Source organism: Microbispora sp. H10670 (genome assembly GCF_014161385.1).
In the GTDB taxonomy this organism is placed as follows: Bacteria; Actinomycetota; Actinomycetes; order Streptosporangiales; family Streptosporangiaceae; genus Microbispora; species Microbispora triticiradicis.
This window is the reverse complement of record NZ_JABBWW010000015.1, coordinates 126701-142316: the sequence shown is the minus strand read 5'-3', so window position 1 is coordinate 142316 and position 15616 is coordinate 126701. Positions and strand designations below refer to the sequence as shown.

Annotated in this window: 18 protein-coding genes; 7 read left to right on the top strand and 11 right to left on the bottom strand. The window is 71.0% G+C overall.

Annotation, left to right across the window (positions count from 1 at the left end; translation table 11 throughout):
• Positions 1-25: 25 nt before the first annotated feature.
• From HHX33_RS21500 to HHX33_RS21490, 3 genes are all read right to left on the bottom strand, one after another.
• On the bottom strand, positions 26-592 hold the full coding sequence (locus tag HHX33_RS21500; RefSeq protein WP_182876181.1) for a hypothetical protein: 567 nt from the start codon (positions 590-592) through the stop codon (positions 26-28).
• Positions 593-801: 209 nt separating this feature from the next.
• Positions 802-1722, bottom strand: a complete 921-nt coding sequence (locus HHX33_RS21495) for a hypothetical protein (protein WP_182876180.1) — start codon at positions 1720-1722, stop codon at positions 802-804.
• 88 nt (positions 1723-1810) lie between these two features.
• Positions 1811-2659, bottom strand: a complete 849-nt coding sequence (locus HHX33_RS21490) for an NAD(P)H-binding protein (RefSeq protein WP_182876179.1) — start codon at positions 2657-2659, stop codon at positions 1811-1813.
• Positions 2660-2744: 85 nt separating this feature from the next.
• On the opposite strand from HHX33_RS21490, the gene HHX33_RS21485 reads away from it, so the two are divergent.
• Complete coding sequence (locus tag HHX33_RS21485; RefSeq protein WP_182876178.1) at positions 2745-3467, top strand: TetR/AcrR family transcriptional regulator; 723 nt, start codon at positions 2745-2747, stop codon at positions 3465-3467.
• Positions 3468-3607: 140 nt separating this feature from the next.
• Positions 3608-3928, top strand: a complete 321-nt coding sequence (locus HHX33_RS21480; protein ID WP_182876177.1) for a hypothetical protein — start codon at positions 3608-3610, stop codon at positions 3926-3928.
• Between the two features lie 74 nt (positions 3929-4002).
• Here HHX33_RS21480 and HHX33_RS21475 read toward each other — a convergent pair whose 3' ends face one another.
• A complete protein-coding gene (locus tag HHX33_RS21475) occupies positions 4003-4473 on the bottom strand; it encodes an NUDIX hydrolase (RefSeq protein WP_182876176.1) in 471 nt (156 codons plus the stop codon).
• Positions 4474-4475: 2 nt separating this feature from the next.
• On the bottom strand, positions 4476-5219 hold the full coding sequence (locus tag HHX33_RS21470; protein WP_182876175.1) for a helix-turn-helix domain-containing protein: 744 nt from the start codon (positions 5217-5219) through the stop codon (positions 4476-4478).
• Positions 5220-5663: 444 nt separating this feature from the next.
• On the opposite strand from HHX33_RS21470, the gene HHX33_RS21465 reads away from it, so the two are divergent.
• Together HHX33_RS21465 and HHX33_RS21460 are read left to right on the top strand one after the other, a co-directional pair.
• Positions 5664-6644, top strand: coding sequence for a methyltransferase domain-containing protein (locus tag HHX33_RS21465; protein WP_310741465.1), 981 nt, complete (start codon positions 5664-5666; stop codon positions 6642-6644).
• 16 nt (positions 6645-6660) lie between these two features.
• A complete protein-coding gene (locus HHX33_RS21460) occupies positions 6661-6897 on the top strand; it encodes a CopG family transcriptional regulator (RefSeq protein WP_182876234.1) in 237 nt (78 codons plus the stop codon).
• Here HHX33_RS21460 and HHX33_RS21455 read toward each other — a convergent pair.
• From HHX33_RS21455 to HHX33_RS21435, 5 genes are all read right to left on the bottom strand, one after another.
• Entirely contained in the window at positions 6855-8327 is a 1473-nt protein-coding gene (locus HHX33_RS21455; protein ID WP_182876173.1) for an FAD-binding oxidoreductase, read from the bottom strand. The two genes, HHX33_RS21460 and HHX33_RS21455, sit on opposite strands and share 43 nt — an antisense overlap.
• 95 nt (positions 8328-8422) lie before the next feature.
• Positions 8423-9874: an NADH-quinone oxidoreductase subunit NuoF family protein gene (locus HHX33_RS21450; RefSeq protein ID WP_182876172.1), complete on the bottom strand. Its 1452-nt coding sequence runs from the start codon at positions 9872-9874 to the stop codon at positions 8423-8425.
• Positions 9871-10827 carry a hypothetical protein gene (locus tag HHX33_RS21445; RefSeq protein ID WP_182876171.1) on the bottom strand — a complete coding sequence of 319 codons (957 nt, stop codon included), beginning with the start codon at positions 10825-10827 and terminating at the stop codon, positions 9871-9873. Before HHX33_RS21445 ends, HHX33_RS21450 begins: the two co-directional genes overlap by 4 nt.
• A 125-nt stretch (positions 10828-10952) precedes the next feature.
• Positions 10953-12119: a DUF1996 domain-containing protein gene (locus HHX33_RS21440; protein ID WP_182876170.1), complete on the bottom strand. Its 1167-nt coding sequence runs from the start codon at positions 12117-12119 to the stop codon at positions 10953-10955.
• Between the two features lie 11 nt (positions 12120-12130).
• Positions 12131-12721 (bottom strand): DUF4142 domain-containing protein, encoded by a 591-nt coding sequence (locus tag HHX33_RS21435; protein WP_182876169.1) that lies wholly within the window; start codon positions 12719-12721, stop codon positions 12131-12133.
• Between the two features lie 123 nt (positions 12722-12844).
• Here HHX33_RS21435 and HHX33_RS21430 point away from each other — a divergent pair, with 123 nt between their 5' ends.
• Positions 12845-13417: a sigma-70 family RNA polymerase sigma factor gene (locus HHX33_RS21430; protein WP_244301792.1), complete on the top strand. Its 573-nt coding sequence runs from the start codon at positions 12845-12847 to the stop codon at positions 13415-13417.
• Positions 13417-13614 (top strand): zf-HC2 domain-containing protein, encoded by a 198-nt coding sequence (locus tag HHX33_RS21425; protein WP_111699420.1) that lies wholly within the window; start codon positions 13417-13419, stop codon positions 13612-13614. Before HHX33_RS21430 ends, HHX33_RS21425 begins: the two co-directional genes overlap by 1 nt.
• A gap of 74 nt (positions 13615-13688) precedes the next feature.
• Here HHX33_RS21425 and HHX33_RS21420 read toward each other — a convergent pair whose 3' ends face one another.
• Positions 13689-14405 carry an ArsR/SmtB family transcription factor gene (locus HHX33_RS21420; protein WP_182876227.1) on the bottom strand — a complete coding sequence of 239 codons (717 nt, stop codon included), beginning with the start codon at positions 14403-14405 and terminating at the stop codon, positions 13689-13691.
• Between the two features lie 274 nt (positions 14406-14679).
• On the opposite strand from HHX33_RS21420, the gene HHX33_RS21415 reads away from it, so the two are divergent.
• Positions 14680-15603 (top strand): DMT family transporter, encoded by a 924-nt coding sequence (locus tag HHX33_RS21415; protein ID WP_182876168.1) that lies wholly within the window; start codon positions 14680-14682, stop codon positions 15601-15603.
• Positions 15604-15616: the final 13 nt, after the last annotated feature.

The window sequence follows — 15616 nt, the reverse complement described above, 5'->3', positions numbered from 1 at the left end:
GCGCCCCGCGATCGCCGAGAGGTGCTCAGTGCACGCAGAGAGCGGACACGGTGACGTCGTAGATGTACCAGCTTCCGGTGGGAGTCGTGTACACGTTGGTCGCGCCGGTCGTCTGGTAGCCGGTGCAGTCGCCTCCGGCCGCGAGGATGGCGGCGCGGGCCGCTGCCGCGCCGTTCTGCACGGCCGCCGAGTAGGTGCTCGCCTCACCGCGCGCCGTCGCGGTGCGCGGCACGGTGTAGGACGGCGGTGGCGGCGCGGGAGCGCACAGGCCGGTCGCGGTCCCGCCGTACACGTAGCCGCCCCCGCTGGGCACGGTGTACAAGAGGGTCGCCGAGGAGGTCACGTTCGTGCAGACCTCCCCGAGCTGGGCGGCCGTCTGGGTGAGGGCGGTACGCGCGCTCGCCTGGGCCGCCGCCGAAGCCGAGGACTGCGTCTGGCCCCATGCCGAGCCGGTCGCCGTCCGCCAGGTGTCGGCGTGGGCCGCCGCCGGGCTGAGGCCGATCCCGATGGCGACGAGCGCCACCGGTATCAGCAGTCGGCCGGCGAGCGAACCACGCCGGGATTGTCCGTACGGTTCATCGTGCTGAGCCATCCGCGCCTCCTGTGAGGGCCTGGTGAATAGCGACAGGGCGGGAATCCGATCCCGCTTACGAGCACGATCTTGGGGCGCGAGGTCATCGTAGGTTCGCCGTTTTCCGCTGACCATGCTCCGGCTGCGCAGGCGCGATCGACGCGCTGGTGGGCGGTCCCGGCCGGTGAAAGTTTCCCGACGCGGTCCGCGCCTGCCGGGCCCGGAGCGGCTCACCCGGCCTGGTCGAGCTGCCGCCAGCGACCGGGGTCGTTGAGCCGTTGCAGCCGCAGCGCCTCGTCGTGATAACCCCGGCGGGCGTCGTCCTCGGCGCGAAAGGCCAGATCCCTGCCACGCGGCTCGGTCGCCGTCACGTACCAGTCGCCGTACTCGCAGCCGCTCGGCAGCCGGCCCAGGGTGATCTGGAACGACTTGTGTGGTTCCGCGGCGGCGAACTCCCACCGGGCCACTGGTTCGAGATCGGAACAGCTGGACAGCCAACCCGGGGGCAACTCCGTCTGCCGGGCCTGAATCCGCCTGGCGGCCAGGCGCTTCAGCTCCTCCGGGGCGACCTGGAGGTACGCGGCCAGGGTGCGGGACGCCTTCGACAGCCCATACTCGGCGGACACGTCGCGCTCGATCTCGTCCCAGTGGGTGCCGACCACCGGTGCCAGCTCCAGGGAGTCGAGGGTGCCCGACATCAGTTCCGCACGGACCGGGAGGATGTCCTTGAGCCATCCCGCGCCGGTCTCGTGCAGGTTGAACAACTCGGAGTCCTCGGCGTACATGCGCAACCGCAGGAGCAGGTCGTCGTCGCTCGTCTCCACGCTCAGGCCTTCGAGCGTGTCGCCGTGCGCGTACGGCGCGACCGTCTCCGCGGACAGCGCCGTGCCGGGTATCCGGAAGGCGACCGAACGGGGACCGATGTTGTCGAAGAAGAGCCAGGCGTCGAAGGTCCGCTCGACGAACTGCTCCATCTCCCGCGTGTAGTCCTCCCAATCCACGGACGCGGAGAACGAGGTCGCGGTCACCATCGGCTGCCCGGGCAGCATCCGCAGCACCGACTGCGTGTTCTCGTCGAGAACGCGGTCGAGCACCACGGCCTCGACGTACTTGTAGTGACGACGTTCGTCCCGGTACCTGCGCCTGCCCATGTCCGCACTCCCTGGAAACGCTCGGTCCGACGTAATCTAATGATCACGCGAATCGAACGGGCGGAAACGGGCCGAATACGGCGGCCGGTCAGGGCGTGAGCGTGGCCGCGAGCACGTCGCGGAACGCCGTCGGCTTACGGCCGAGCACCTCCCCGAGGGCCGGGCCGACCTCGGCGAACTCGCCCTGACGGCTGGCCTCGTACATGCCGAGCAGGAACCGTGCCTGCCCCTCGGGGACGCCGCGCGACACCACGCCGGTGATCCACTCGTCGTCCGGGACGGTGACGCGGGTGATCTCGCGTCCGGTCAGTTCGGAGGCGATGGCGGCGATGTCCGTGAGGTCGAGCGCCTCGGGGCCGGTCAGCGACGGCGTGATCCCGTCGAGCCCGCCCTCCTCGGTCAGCGCGACGGCGGCCGCCTCGGCCAGGTCGGCGTGGGCCGTCCAGGAGACCGGCCCGTCGGCGGGTGCGACGATCTGACCGTCCCGGAGCCCCTGGCCGATGACCTGGACGATGGTGTCCGCGTAGAAGCCGTTGCGCAGCGCGGTGAACGGAACCCCGGACGCGCTCAGGTCCCGCTCCGTCTCGGCGTGGGCCGGCATCGGGAGGAAGGGAGAGGCCGGGTTCGCCCCCATGTGGCTGGTGTAGACGATTCGCTTGGCGCCCGCGGCCGTGGCGGCCTCGATCGCCGCACGGTGCGGGGCGGCGTCCGCGGGGCCGGAGACGATCAGCACCCGCGCCGCGCCCTCGAACGCGTACGCCAGGCTCCCGGGGTCGTCGAAGTCGCCCTGCCGGACGCGTACGCCTCGATCCGCGAGGTCTTCGGCTTTGCCGGGTTCGCGCACGCTGACGCCGATCCGTTCGGCGGGGACCCGCGTGAGCAGGTGCTCGACGACAAGGCGGCCAAGCTGACCGGTCGCTCCGGTAACGATGATCACGACATACTCCCGTGTTATCGGCGATATCGCCAGGACGCTAACACTGAAAAACCATCGATAGCAACTCCTTGCTATCGTTGGAAGCATGAGTGATCCTGGGAGCGAGACGGCCGGCCGCGACAGGACGCGGGCGCACATCGTGACGGTCGCGGCGGGACTGCTCGCGAGTGGTGGCCGCGACGCCCTCTCGACCAGGGCGGTGGCCGCCGCGGCGGGCACCCAGGCTCCGACGATCTACCGCCTGTTCGGCGACAAGGAGGGCCTGCTCGACGCGGTCGCCGAGTTCGGCTTCACCTCATATCTCCGGGACAAGAAGGCCCGGCCGCCCGCCGGCGATCCGGTCGAGGAGTTCCGGGCCGGGTGGGACCTGCACGTCGGCTTCGGGCTGGCCAACCCCGCACTGTTCTCGCTCATGTACGGCGATCCCCAGCCGGGGCGTCGGTCGCCCGCCTCCGTCGTCGCCTTCCGCATGCTGGGAGAGCGCATCCGCGCGATCGCCGCCGCCGGCCGGCTGAAGGTCGGCGAGCGCCTGGCGGCCGACCTCGTGCACTCCGCCGGAACCGGCGTCGTCTTCACGTTGCTCGCCATGCCGGAGGAACGGCGTGACATGCGCCTGTCCGAGGTGGCCCGCGACGCGGCGATAGCCGCCATCACGACCGACGCCCCCGCCGTCGAGACCCCCGGGCCCGCGGCGGCGGCGATGGCGCTGCGCGCCACCCTGCCGGACGCCACGGCCCTCACGGACGGAGAACGCCACGTGCTCGGCGAATGGCTCGACCGCCTCGCCGCCGGGCCACCGACGAATTGATTCCCCGTTGCGGACTTCAATCTTCGGCCCTGCAGCCAGCCCGTAAACCGCTCATTCAAATCGCATACCAGCCCCTATGGATATCCCTCAAAGCTGTGCTTACCATCAAGAAGAAAACACGGCACCGAGGGAGGCAACTAATGGGCCGTATCAAGAAGTTCGGCGTTTCGGCCGCTGCGGTGACCGCGATCGCCGCCGCGACAGCGCTAATGTCGCCGACTGCTCCCGCCCAGGCGGCGCCGACCTGCAGCACCAGCGCGCAGATTGGCGTTGTCGGCGGCACCGGCTGGGCGACGTGCAGCGGAACCGGAGTGACTCAGACACGGGTCGTGCTCTTCTGTCAAGACAGTAGCGGTGGCTACACCACGGTTTACGGCCCTTGGGTTGCCAATTCCGTCAAATCAAATGCCAGATGCAGCAGCAGCTCATGGCCGATATCGGTCGGATATCAAACAATCTGAGCCGCGTCATAATCGTCCTTCGTCGTCCCAGTGCGACGGCGCGGTGCTCGGACCTCGGCTCCGCCGAGCCGGGATTATCCGATATGGGGTTGGCTGCGGTTCTGCAGGAAATGCGTGATCCGCAGTCGCTGCGTCTCGTGCATGGGAAGTTGTGCTAGCTCGTCCCGGGCGACCCAGCGTACTTCGGTTGACTCGTCGCTGACGGTGAGGGCGCCACCCGTACGGCGGGCGGTGAGACAGACGTTGAACTGCCGGCGTACTTCGCCGTCGGTGTACGCGATGATGTGGCGGGCGTCCGTGTACAAGCCGACGATGCCGGTGATCTCGATGTCGTAACCGGTCTCTTCCTTCACCTCCCGTACGGCGGTCTGCGGGACTGACTCCGTCAGGTCCATCCCGCCTCCGGGAAGTGCCCACAGGCCGTTGTCGGCCCGGCGCTGCATCAGAATGCGGCCCTTCTCATCGCTGACCACAGCGGAGACGCCCACGACAAGGCTGTTCGGTTCGGGCGCCGCCGGGTCGTCGTAGTACTCGGTGCGAGCCACGATCACTCTCCTGGACGCCGGGACTGCTCCCAGACGGCTTCGAAGCTGGCAGCGTACACGTCGTAGAGGCCGCCCTCTCCGGTCCGGCGGAGATGATAGACGGGAGCACCGTAGGCGTTCATGCCGAACACATGAGCGTTGACGATCATCTGGTCGTCTCCTCTGTAGAGGGAGTTGTACAGGGTCGTACCATGCACGCGTACGTCGATGCCCGCGCGCTTCATGAGCGGCTGATAGTGCATGAGAGCGACGCGGCATCGGGCCTCGATGCCATGGCCGTACTTTTCCTCCTGCCCGCGTGTTCGGATGACGGGTGAGTCCGCGTCGCCCAGCATGACCCTTATTCGGCATCCTGCCTGGGCCTTTGTGGTGAGTAGCTCCGAAAATTCCGGCCATGACTCGTGGATGAAAATTGCGGCATAGACAAGGATGCCGATCTCCTGCTCGGCTTGCTCGAACACGGTGCGCCACAGGTCGAAGGGGGCGTTGGCGCGCGTCGGGTATGCGACCACCATGTCACTCGTGCCCTGTCTTCTCCGGCGTCCTTGCTCGGTTTCGGGCCAAAGGTAGGCAAGGTCTTCCCGGAGCGCGAGCGCGGCTCTGTGGGCGATGGCCGGATGCGGGGTTCGTCCGATATTGACCCATCGTTCGACGGTCTTGGGATCGACGCCGACGACCTCGGCCAGTTGCCTGCCCGTCATCCCCATGTTGAGCAGGGCCGTTCGTAAGCGCTCGTTCACCGCCATGGGGACGTTTATAGCTCCAAAAGACGTCCCGCTATCCGTCCCAGACGAAGTTTCGACGTCCCAGCGCATTCCCTCAAGCTTGGGCCGTATCGATGTTCCAAGAACGTCCTACGGCTGACCTGCGAGTTCGGGGCATGCCGCCTGCGGGGAGGAGCGCGCGATGGCAGATCAGGGTAAGGGTGGCGGCAAGCACGAGGGTCAGCGGCCGTCGAGTCGCCCGGTGGAGACGCCCAAACCGACCGGAGACGGTGTCCGCCCGGGGCAGGGCGGCAAGCACGAGAAGGGCGGCGGTAAATGAAGCTGGAGGAGGAGCATGTCGCCGCCATGCTCGCGGGACTGGGCGACCTGGATCCGGAGTGGAGGCGGGCGCTGGAAGCCGTCCCGCGTCACCTGTTCATCCCTGACCGGGCCTGGTGCGCTCCCGAGGACGGCAACGAGGGATTCGTGATCGACCGCCAGAGCGATCCGAAGGGCTGGTTCGCGGCGATCTACCAGCAGAACGCCCCGATCATCACGCAACTCGATGACGGGAACCTGGACATCGACGAAGCGGGGCAGGGCGGGGTGGATTACACCTCCTCCTCGTCCGCTCCGGGCATCGTCGCTCGTGGTCTCGATCTGCTCGGCCCCTACGCGGGCGATGAGGTTCTGGAGATCGGCACGGGAACGGGCTGGACGGCCGCACTGCTGGCGTATCGGCTCGGCGACGCCAACGTGACCAGCATCGAGATCGATCCCGCCGTTCACGCCACCGCGGCGGTCAACCTCAAGGCGGCGGGATACGCGCCGCACCTGGTCCTCGGCGACGGGGCGGAGGGATGGCCGCAGGGCGCGCTCTACAACGGCGTCCATGTCACGTGTGGCGTGCGGAAGGTGCCCCAGGCGTGGGTGGAGCAGACCCGGCCCGGCGGGGTGATCGTGCTGCCCTGGATGCCCGGCTGGGAGGCCGGACACATGCTCAAGCTGACCGCCACCGGGGATGGCACCGCGGTGGGCCGCTTTCATGGGAGTTGCGCCTTCATGATGCTGCGTTCCCAGCGCTCTGTGCTTCCCGCCTACTCCGACGATTTCCGGGACTCGGGAACCGACCTGGACCCACGCCGGGTGGTGCGGTCGTCGTTCGGGGCGGACATCGCCGTCGCGGGCCTGCTACCCGGCGTCGACGCCACACACACCGATGAGGACGACGGCGGGTTCCACCTGTGGGTGTGGTCGGGTGACTCAGACGCGCAGGTGCACTATTCGCCTGACTACAAGCGGGCGGCGGTGCATCAGAGGGGGCCGCGCGACCTGTGGAACGAGGTGGAAGAGGCTTTCTTGCGCTGGGTGGGGTGGGGAAGCCCCGGCCGGGATCGCTTCGGGCTGACCGTCACCCCGGATGGTCAACATGTATGGCTGGATCGGCCGGACAACGTGATCCGCTGAGCGGTGGCCCATGCCGATGAAGAAGATCGTCGTCTGCGCCGATCCCGAAGACCTCGCTGTCATCAAGGAAGCCGCCAAGCGCCGTGGCATCTCCCAGGCGGAGATCATCCGTACGGGAATCCACCTGGCCGCGATGGCGAACCATGTGTGGGACGAGTCGCTGGACTGGCCGGCCTTCGAAGCCGTCGCCCCGCGTCCCGGTCGGCCTGGTCAGATGCCCTGGGGGAGGCGGAAGAGGCGGCCGGGGTCGTAGGCCGCCTTGACCTCGGCGAGGCGCGCGGCGTTCGCGCCGTAGTACTGCTGCCGCCAGTTGGTGAGTTCCGGGTCGACGTAGTTGACGTACGCGTGGTCGCCGAAGTGCGGCCGCATGGCGGCGTGGGCGGCGCGGGTCCAGGCGGCGGCGCCGGACTTGTGGGCGTAGTACTGCACGCTGAACAGCGCCTTGCGGTGCGGGAAGGCGGTCGCGTCCGGGCGGACCCGGGCGACGGCGCCGCCGAGCGCGTCGAGCAGCACCGAGTGCCGTCCCGGCGCGGCGACCTGGGCCAGCAGCGCCCTGATCCCGGCGGACGACAGCGGCGTGTAGGCGAAGTGCGACTTCGCGGTGAACGAGTCGCGGACGAGCCTTCCGCCCGGGTTCTGGCCGGGGAGCGTGCCGGGACGGTGGCACTGCGCCACCGTCAGCGTCGAGCAGCCCGCCTCCACCATCATCGCGTGGTCGTACGCGGAGACCGCGACATAACGGGTCTTGGGCCCGGAGCCGACCCGGTCGGCGAGCTTCTGCAGCAGGTTCTCGCATGCCGCCTTGCCGCCGAGGTAGAGGCCGCCGACCATCACGTCCGGGGACGGGTCGTGGTTCAGGTGGCAGTTGGACCACAGCGCGTCGGGCGCGGACGGCGCCCACGCCTGCCACGCCTTGAGCACGGCGGCCGCCTTCGACCAGGGCCAGTGCAGGAAGAACAGCGTCACCTGACGGGTGGCGTGCGTGCGGAAGGTGAACGACGTCGCGACGCCGAAGTTGCCGCCGCCGCCACCCCGGGAGGCCCAGAACAGATCCGGGTGCGAGGTCTCCGAGCAGGTCAGCGTCTTCCCGTCGGCTGTGACGATTTTCAGGGACTCCAGCACGTCGCAGGTCAGGCCGTACTGCCGCGACACCACCCCGATGCCGCCGCCGAGCGTGAGACCCGCCACGCCGACGGTCGGGCAGGAGCCCGCCGGGATGCTCACCCCGTGCGCGGCCAGCTTCGCGTACACGTCCACGAGCCGCGCGCCGGCGCCGACCGTGGCGTGACCGCTCGTGTACGACACGCCGCTCATCCGCGACACGTCGACGACCAGCCCGGCGCCCGTGGACCAGCCCGCGTAGCTGTGGCCGCCCGACCGGGAGGTCACCGGCACGCCGAACCGCCGCGCGAACGCCAGGCACTCCGACACGTCGGCCGCCGTCGCGCAGTACGCCACCCCGGCCGGCCGTACGGAGTCGAAGGCCGCGTTGAACACGTGGCGCGCGTTGTCGTACGACGCGTCGCCCGGCCGGATCAGCTTGCCGTCCAGTCCCCGGCCGAGTGCGGACCAGTCGGCGGGACGGGGACCGGCGGCGGCGAACGCCGTGCCCGAGAAGGCGCCGGAGAAGGCGGCGGTCCCGGCGAGGGCCGAGACGCGAAGGAAGCTCCGTCTGTCGATCATGGTCGTACTCCCGAGGTGGTGATCTACCTCGTGAGACGCGTGCTGATCCGGTCCGGTTGGTTACAGTGTCATCACTTCGTCCTTCGTGTCGGGTCTCACTTCGCGCCGATCCGCAGGGCCAGCGCGGGGCACATCTCCACCGCCTTCTGGGCGTCGCCGAGCAGCCACGAGGGGACGCCGGTGTCCATGAACACCGGAAAGCCGTGGTGGTCCAGCTTGACCAGCTCCGGCACGAGATGCGCGCACAGGCCGTGGCCCTGGCAGCGGGTCCAGTCGACCATGAGCCGGACGTCCCGCGCCTCCTCCACGGGCAGGGGGAGCACGCCCTTCGTCTCCCGTCCGCAGCCGCCGTGGAAGCGGTGCTCCTCCACGTCGTCGGCGAACGCGTCCAGGGCCGACAGCACGAACCTGGCCGAGCCGTCCGGGTGGAAGCAGGCGCCCCGGCCCTTCACCGCGGCGGCCGCACGGCGGACCGCCTCGGGGCCGTCCGGGTCGCCGTCCTGGAGCTGCCGGAAGGCCCGCGCGAGGTCGGGCAGGCCGAGACGGCACGGGCCGCACTGCCCGGCCGACTGCGCGGCGAGGTAGCCCGCCACCCGCGCGGTCTCGCCGAGCGGGCAGGTGTCCTCGCCCAGCACGACCACGATGCCCGCGCCCAGTTCGCCGCCCGCCTCCTTCGCGCCGCGCCGGGACAGGACCGTGCCGTACGCCGCCTCGGCGGACATCCAGGTGCCGTGGTATCCGCCGAGCAGCAGGCCGTCACCGATCTTCGCTTCGCACAGGGTCAGCACGTCGGCCAGCGGCACCCCCGGAGGGGCCTCGACCACCGCGGGGGCGCCCACCGAGCCGCCGACCGTCAGCAGGATGGTCCCCGGCTCCTGCACCGTGCCCACCGCGGCGTACTCCTCCGGGCCCAGCTCGGCCAGCACGGCGAGCTGGGCGAAGGTCTCGGTGTTCGACAGCAGGGTCGGCAGGCCGTACACGCCGCTGTCGCTGGAGCGGACCTTGCGGCCCGGCGGCAGCCCCATCTCGCCGTTGACGGCGCGGACGAGCGCGCCGCCCTCGCCGGAGATGAACCGCTCCTCGATCGCCACGACGCGTACGAGCCCGGTCAGGCCGCGCTCGGCCACGGCGGCGGTGACCGAGGCCTCGGCGAGCTCGCCCGCGCCGACCGCGACCACCACCTCGCGGGAGCCGAGCGCGCTGGCCGCGAGCAGTGCGCCCTCCAGCACCAGGTGCGGCGCCCGGGTGAGCAGGGTCTTGTCCTTCAGGCTCGCGGGCTCGCCCTCGGCGGCGTTCACCAGCACGACGGTGTCGCCGTCACGGGCGGACACGGCGCGCAGCTTGCGCGCGAACGGGAACGCGGCTCCGCCCCGGCCCCGCAGGTCCACCTCCTCGGCCATCGAGATGAGCGCGTCGACCGTCTGGCCCGGCAGCCGGTCGTGGTACTTGTGATGGGCGTTGAGGTCGAGCCTGCGATGCTCGTCGAGCCCGGCGGTCAGCCGGGACGGGCCGAGCCGCCGGACGTTGGAGACGCGGTAGGGAATCACACGATCCTCCGGAGGCGGGGTTCCTGGGGGGTGGGCGGAGCATCACTCAGGACGTCGTTCAGGACGTCGTGCGGGAGACCGCCTGAGACGTCCCGCAGGATGTAGCGGGGGACGTCGGGGGCGGCGGGATCGGTGCCGGTGCGGGCGAGGACGGCCACCTCGGGCCGGGCCTGCGGCCTGACCGGCCGCGCCGCCCGTCGGCTGTCCTCCTCGCGGACCGTACGGCGCCCGGTGCCGGTGACGGCGGCGGGGGCGGCGCTCCATTCGTCGGTCGCGGCCTGCCGGGCCGGCCGGGTGGCGGCCGCGAGGCGGATCAGCAGGGCGGCGCCGACCGCCGCCAGGCAGGCCACGTAGCTGAAGGTGACCCACGGCGCGGCGGCCCGGCCGGCGGTCAGGCCGTGCAGGATCGCCACCGGCCACGCGAGGTAGGCCAGGTCGTGCAGCCCCCGCCACAGCCAGGGCCGTTCCGCCTGGGCGAACCTGCCCCGCATGACGCCGGTCGCGACGATCACGATGAACAGGTCGGAGGCCACGACCCCCAGCGAGACGTACACGTTGGTGGACGGCACGACCGACCCGTACGGCGGCACAAGCCCGGCGGCGATCTTCATGCCGATGTGCACGATGAGGAAGCCGATGCCGAGCAGGGCCATGGCCCGGTGGACGAGCTGCACGCGCACCCGCTGCGCGATGGGCAGGATCACGCGGTCGGTCGCCGCCAGGCCCAGGGCGACCGTGGTGGTGAGGCCGACCAGCGAGAAGACGCCGGCGTAGAACGTGAGGAACGACTGGGCCTCGGCCAGGAACGCCGAGCCGCCGGACGTCCGGGTGGCGGCCAGCCCGCCGGTGATGACCACGGCGACCACGACGCCGAGGCCCACGCGTACGCCGCGCCGTTCGAGGTCGAGGCCGGGATTCGGCCGGGTGCGCCGGGAAGCCCCTCTGTTGGGCACTGATTTCCTCCGTCGTACTGCCTGGGGGGTGTGGAGGCGCCGTTCCCCGCCCACTTGGGTGGGGCCCTCGGGTGGGGGTGGCCTGCGTGAGGACCGGGCGGGGAACGGCACGATCGGGGCGCGGCTCAGCAGCGCAGGCCGCGGTTGATGCAGGTGACCACCGACCGCATCAGCCGGTCGGGCATCACGTTCTCGAAGTCGGCGTGGTCGGTGATCGGGTTGTGCCGCTGCTCGGGGAAGCTGTCCACCGCGAACGACGGCCCGCCCGGCACCGAGTAGGCCAGGGTCATGCGCAGTTGCGGGATCGCCCGGGTGCCCGCCGGGCACGCGCCGTTCCGGGCGGGGAAGACGACGTGCGTCCGGTGGTTGGCGCTGTCGGTGTTCTGACCGTCCCAGCAACTGGGGAAGTCGAGCACGCGCAGCACCAGGCTGCCCCGGGGACAGAGCGGATACTTCCCGGTCAGCCGGTTCGTGAAGCCGGTGCAGGTCCACTGGGCGCGGGCGTTGGCGCCGCCGTTGGTGGCCGCCTTCGCGTCCCCGGTGATGAGCCGGAGGAACCGGGGCATCGCCACGACCCTGCTGACCAGGTTGCCGCGGAACTGCAGCGTGACCGACCGGGCGAGGAGGATCGTGCCGACGTTGCCCTCGGCCGCGCCGCCCGGCTCCTCAATGTGCCGCGCCGTCGCGTCCTCCGCCGTCGCCGTCGCGTCCTGTGCCGTCGCGTCCTGTGCCGTCGCGTCCTGTGCCGCCGGGTTCTCGGCTGTCACGTCCTCTGCCGTCGCGTCCTGGACGTCGGCGGGGGAGGCGGCGGCGGAGGGGGAGGGAGAGGCGGACGGCTGGGCGCCGAGGCCCTGCCGGCTGCGCAGCACCGGCCAGAAGTACGTGGACCTGTCGCCGAGCCGGCAGGTCGTGCCGCCCGCGGCGAGGCTCTCGTCGGTGGAGGACCCGTTGGTCGTGAGGTTGCCGACGTAGTCGTGGACGTGGTGCGCGCCGTTCGACACCCCGGGCGCGACGATGTGGTTGTCGGAGTTGCGGTGGCCGTTCTCGTTGCGTCCGCAGCGGGAGGTGAACGAGCCGCGCCCGGCGCGTACGCCGCCGTCGCCAGGCGGCACCCGCCGGATGTCGGCGAAGTCCTCCAGAGCGGGGCCGACGTCCTCGCACCCCGCGCCCTGGACGGACGGATCGCAGTGGTCGGCGAGGGCGGGCCGGACCCCACCGATCAGCGGGTTCAGCGGGCTCAGCGAGCCTCCGAGCAGCACGCCCGCCATGGCGAGAATGAGCCGTTTTCGCATGGATGCACCTTCTAGACGGTGGGGGTGGGGAGGGCGGAGTAGTCGACGAGACCCGTGCCTTCGAGCAGGGTCATGTGCTTCATCACGACGTCGACGGCCTGCCCGGCGAAGTCGCGGACCAGGCTGTTGCGGGTGCCCGCGCGGACCGCGGAGACGAAGGTGAACACCTTGCCGTGGGCGTTACGCAAGCGGTCCGCGAAGACGCGGTCGAACTCGGGGCCGCGCGCGGCGGCCATCTCGTCCAGCCACCCCCGCTGATCCGGGTTCGGCTGGTCCGGCAGCGGGACGCCGAGCTTGGCGGCGAGCTCCCTGACCTGCGCGTCGAGTTTGGTGTGGTCCTCCACGAGGTGCCTGCCGACGTCCTTGACCTTCTCGCTGCCGGCCCGGTCCTGGGCCCAGCGCCCGGCGGGGATCTCCCAGAGCCCCGCCCAGCGCACCCTGACCAGCAGGTCGCGGTCGGCCGGGCCCAGCGGGCCGTAGGGGGTCTGCGTCCAGCCCGCCTGGGCCGACGACGCGCTCCTGGGGACGACCACGATCACCGTGACGGCCGCCGCGAAGAGGAAGACGCCGAGCACCAGGAGTTCCCCGAAACGGAACCGCATCGTGCCTCCTTTCGTGACCTTCGGTCGGAGGTACGCGGCGTCGCCGGGGGCGGTTCAGGACGTAGTCAGAAATAACTGGAGTTACGGATGTGGTGTACGAACAACTAACGCTGGTGCAAATATGTGGCCGTGCGTCGACAACTCGACAGCCGGTTCGTGCGTCTGGACTCCAATGACTACGACGACCCCGATCGGGAGGAACTCCTGATCAGGGAGCTTTACCGCGAGTTCGGCGGTCCGCTGCTGCGTCAGGTGCGCAAGACGACCGGCAACGACCTGCAATGGGCTGAGGATGTCGTCCAGGAGACGCTGGTGCGTGCCTGGCGCAACTCGGCGAAGCTGACATGGGAGCCCCACTTGCTGTGGGCGTGGCTCCTCACTGTCGCCCGCCGCATCGTGATCGACGGACGCCGCCGGCGCGGCGTCCGGCCCAGGGAGGTGGAGGCTCCCGAGGAGGACAGCCTTGCCGTGCCGGACGGCGCGGACCGCACGCTGGCGGCCATCGTGGTCGCGGACGCGCTGCGGAACCTGTCCGCCCAGCACCGGGAAGTTATCGAAGAGACATACTTACGCGACCGGACAGTAAGCCAAGCGGCCGAAGTTCTGGGCATCCCACCGGGTACCGTGAAGTCGAGGCTCTTTTACGCCCTGCGCGCACTTCGTACGGCCCTGAAGGAGAGGGGGGTGGCCAGCTGATGTCCGCGTCGTCGCCGCACTTCGACGTGGCAGCGTACGCCCTGGGAGTGCTGGACGACGACGAGGCCGAGGAGTTCGAGCGGCACCTCGACGACTGCGCGCCGTGCCGGGCGGAACTGCTGGAGACACAGGACCTGCCCGGCATGCTCGACGCCTTCAAGGACGGCTCCATCCCCTCGGAACGCACCATTCCCTGACCGGCCGGCTCCCGGCGTTCCGCCCGCCCCGGTCGGCGCCTCCCCCTGTCAGCGCCTACTCCTGTCAGCCCCCGTCAGCGCAGAGCCGCCGCGGGGAGGCCGAGCAGTTCCGCCAGCGCGCGTTCACCTTCGGGGGTGACCTGGACGGCGCGGGTCGAGCCGATCCGCACGCACCATCCCGCCTCCAGCGCGTGGCGGCACAGCTCCGCTCCGGCGAGCCCCGCCAGGTGCGGCCTGCGCTCGGTCCAGTCGAGACACCCGCGCGCCAGCGGGCGCCGACCCGACGGGGCGAGGGGCGCTCCCAGGTCGGCGAACCAGCGCAGACCGGCGTCCGTGAGCGCGAAGCCGGTGTCCTGGCGCAGCAACCCGCGCTCGGTCAGCGCCTCCGTGACGGCGATGCCGAGCCGGCCCGCCAGGTGGTCATAGCAGGTGCGGCCGCGCGCCAGCGCCCCGGCCGCGCTCGCGGCCCGCAGCGTACGCGGCCGGTCCGGCCGCCCGTGCTCGGGTGCGGCCTGCGCCGCGAGGTCCTCGATCAGGTGGGCCACCTGGGCGTCCGCCAGCCGTACGTAGCGGTGCCGGCCCTGCCGTTCCGCGGTGAGCAGCCCACCCTCGACGAGCCGGTCGATGTGCGCGCTGGCGGTGGAGGGGGCCACTCCGGCGTGCCGGGCCAGCTCGCCCGCCGTCCAGGCCCGGCCGTCGAGCAGCGCCAGGCAGAACCGCGCCCGAGTCTCGTCGGCGAGGAGCGCGGCGAGCGCGGCCAGACCGGAGGTGACCCGCCCGGAAGACGGCATGGACGGCATGATCGGCGTGGGCGGCGTGGACGGCATGGCCCCAGGATGCGGCACCCACGTTGCGGTCGTGACCGAAGAGTCCGTGACGACAGAGCTCGCGGCGACGCGACTGGGCGGAACGCCGGGCCGGGGCCGCCGTCCGGCTTCCCGGACCGCTGTCCGGCTTCCCGGACCGCCGTCCGGTTCGGTGGCTTTCGTCTGGTTCGTGGGGCTGTCGACCAGTTCGCGGATAATTCGTTATCGGGCGAAACGTCCTGGTCCTAACGTTGGCCGGGTGAGAACCGAAACGCGCGTCGACCGCGGCCAAGAGCTCCACCGTCCCGCGGCTCGCGCCGCCCTCGCGGCCGCGGGGGTCACGGTCCTGTTGTGGGCTTCGGCCTTCGTCTCCATCCGCAGCGCCGGAGAGGCCTACTCTCCCGGAGCCCTGGCCCTGGGACGGCTCCTCGCCGGGGCCCTCGTGCTGGGCGTGATCACGCTGGTCCGCCGGCCGGGGTGGCCGGCCCGTGCCGCCTGGCCGGGGATCGTCTGCTCGGGAGTCCTCTGGTTCGGCGGCTACATGGTCCTGCTGAACTGGGGCGAGCGGGAGGTGGACGCGGGCACGGCGGCGCTGCTGGTCAACATCGGACCGATCCTCATCGCGCTCCTCGGCGGCAGGCTGCTCGGCGAGGGTCTGCCGCGCCCGCTGCTCGTGGGCATGGCGGTGTCGTTCGCCGGCGCGGCGGTCGTCGGGCTCTCCATGTCCGGCGGCGGCCGGTCCTCCCTGCTCGGCGTGGTGCTGTGCCTGCTGGCCGCGGCGGCGTACGCGGGTGGGGTGGTCGTCCAGAAGCCGGCGCTCCGGCACGCCGGGGCGCTGCAGGTGACCACGTTCGGCTGCCTGATCGGGGCGGCGGCCTGCCTGCCCTTCGCGGGGGTCCTCGTCTCCGAGGCGGCGCGCGCCCCGCTGCCGGCGACGCTGAACATGCTCTATCTCGGCGTCGGCCCGACCGCCGTCGCCTTCACCACCTGGGCGTTCGCCCTGGCCCGCACGACGGCCGGCCGGATGGGCGCGACCACCTACCTCGTGCCCGCCCTGGTGGTGCTCATGTCGTGGCTGCTGCTCGACGAGGTTCCCGGCCCGCTCACGCTGGCCGGCGGGGCCCTGTGCCTGGTGGGGGTGGCCGTCTCCCGCCGCCCCGGCCGGGCACGGACCTCCAGCTAGGTCCGGTGCGCGC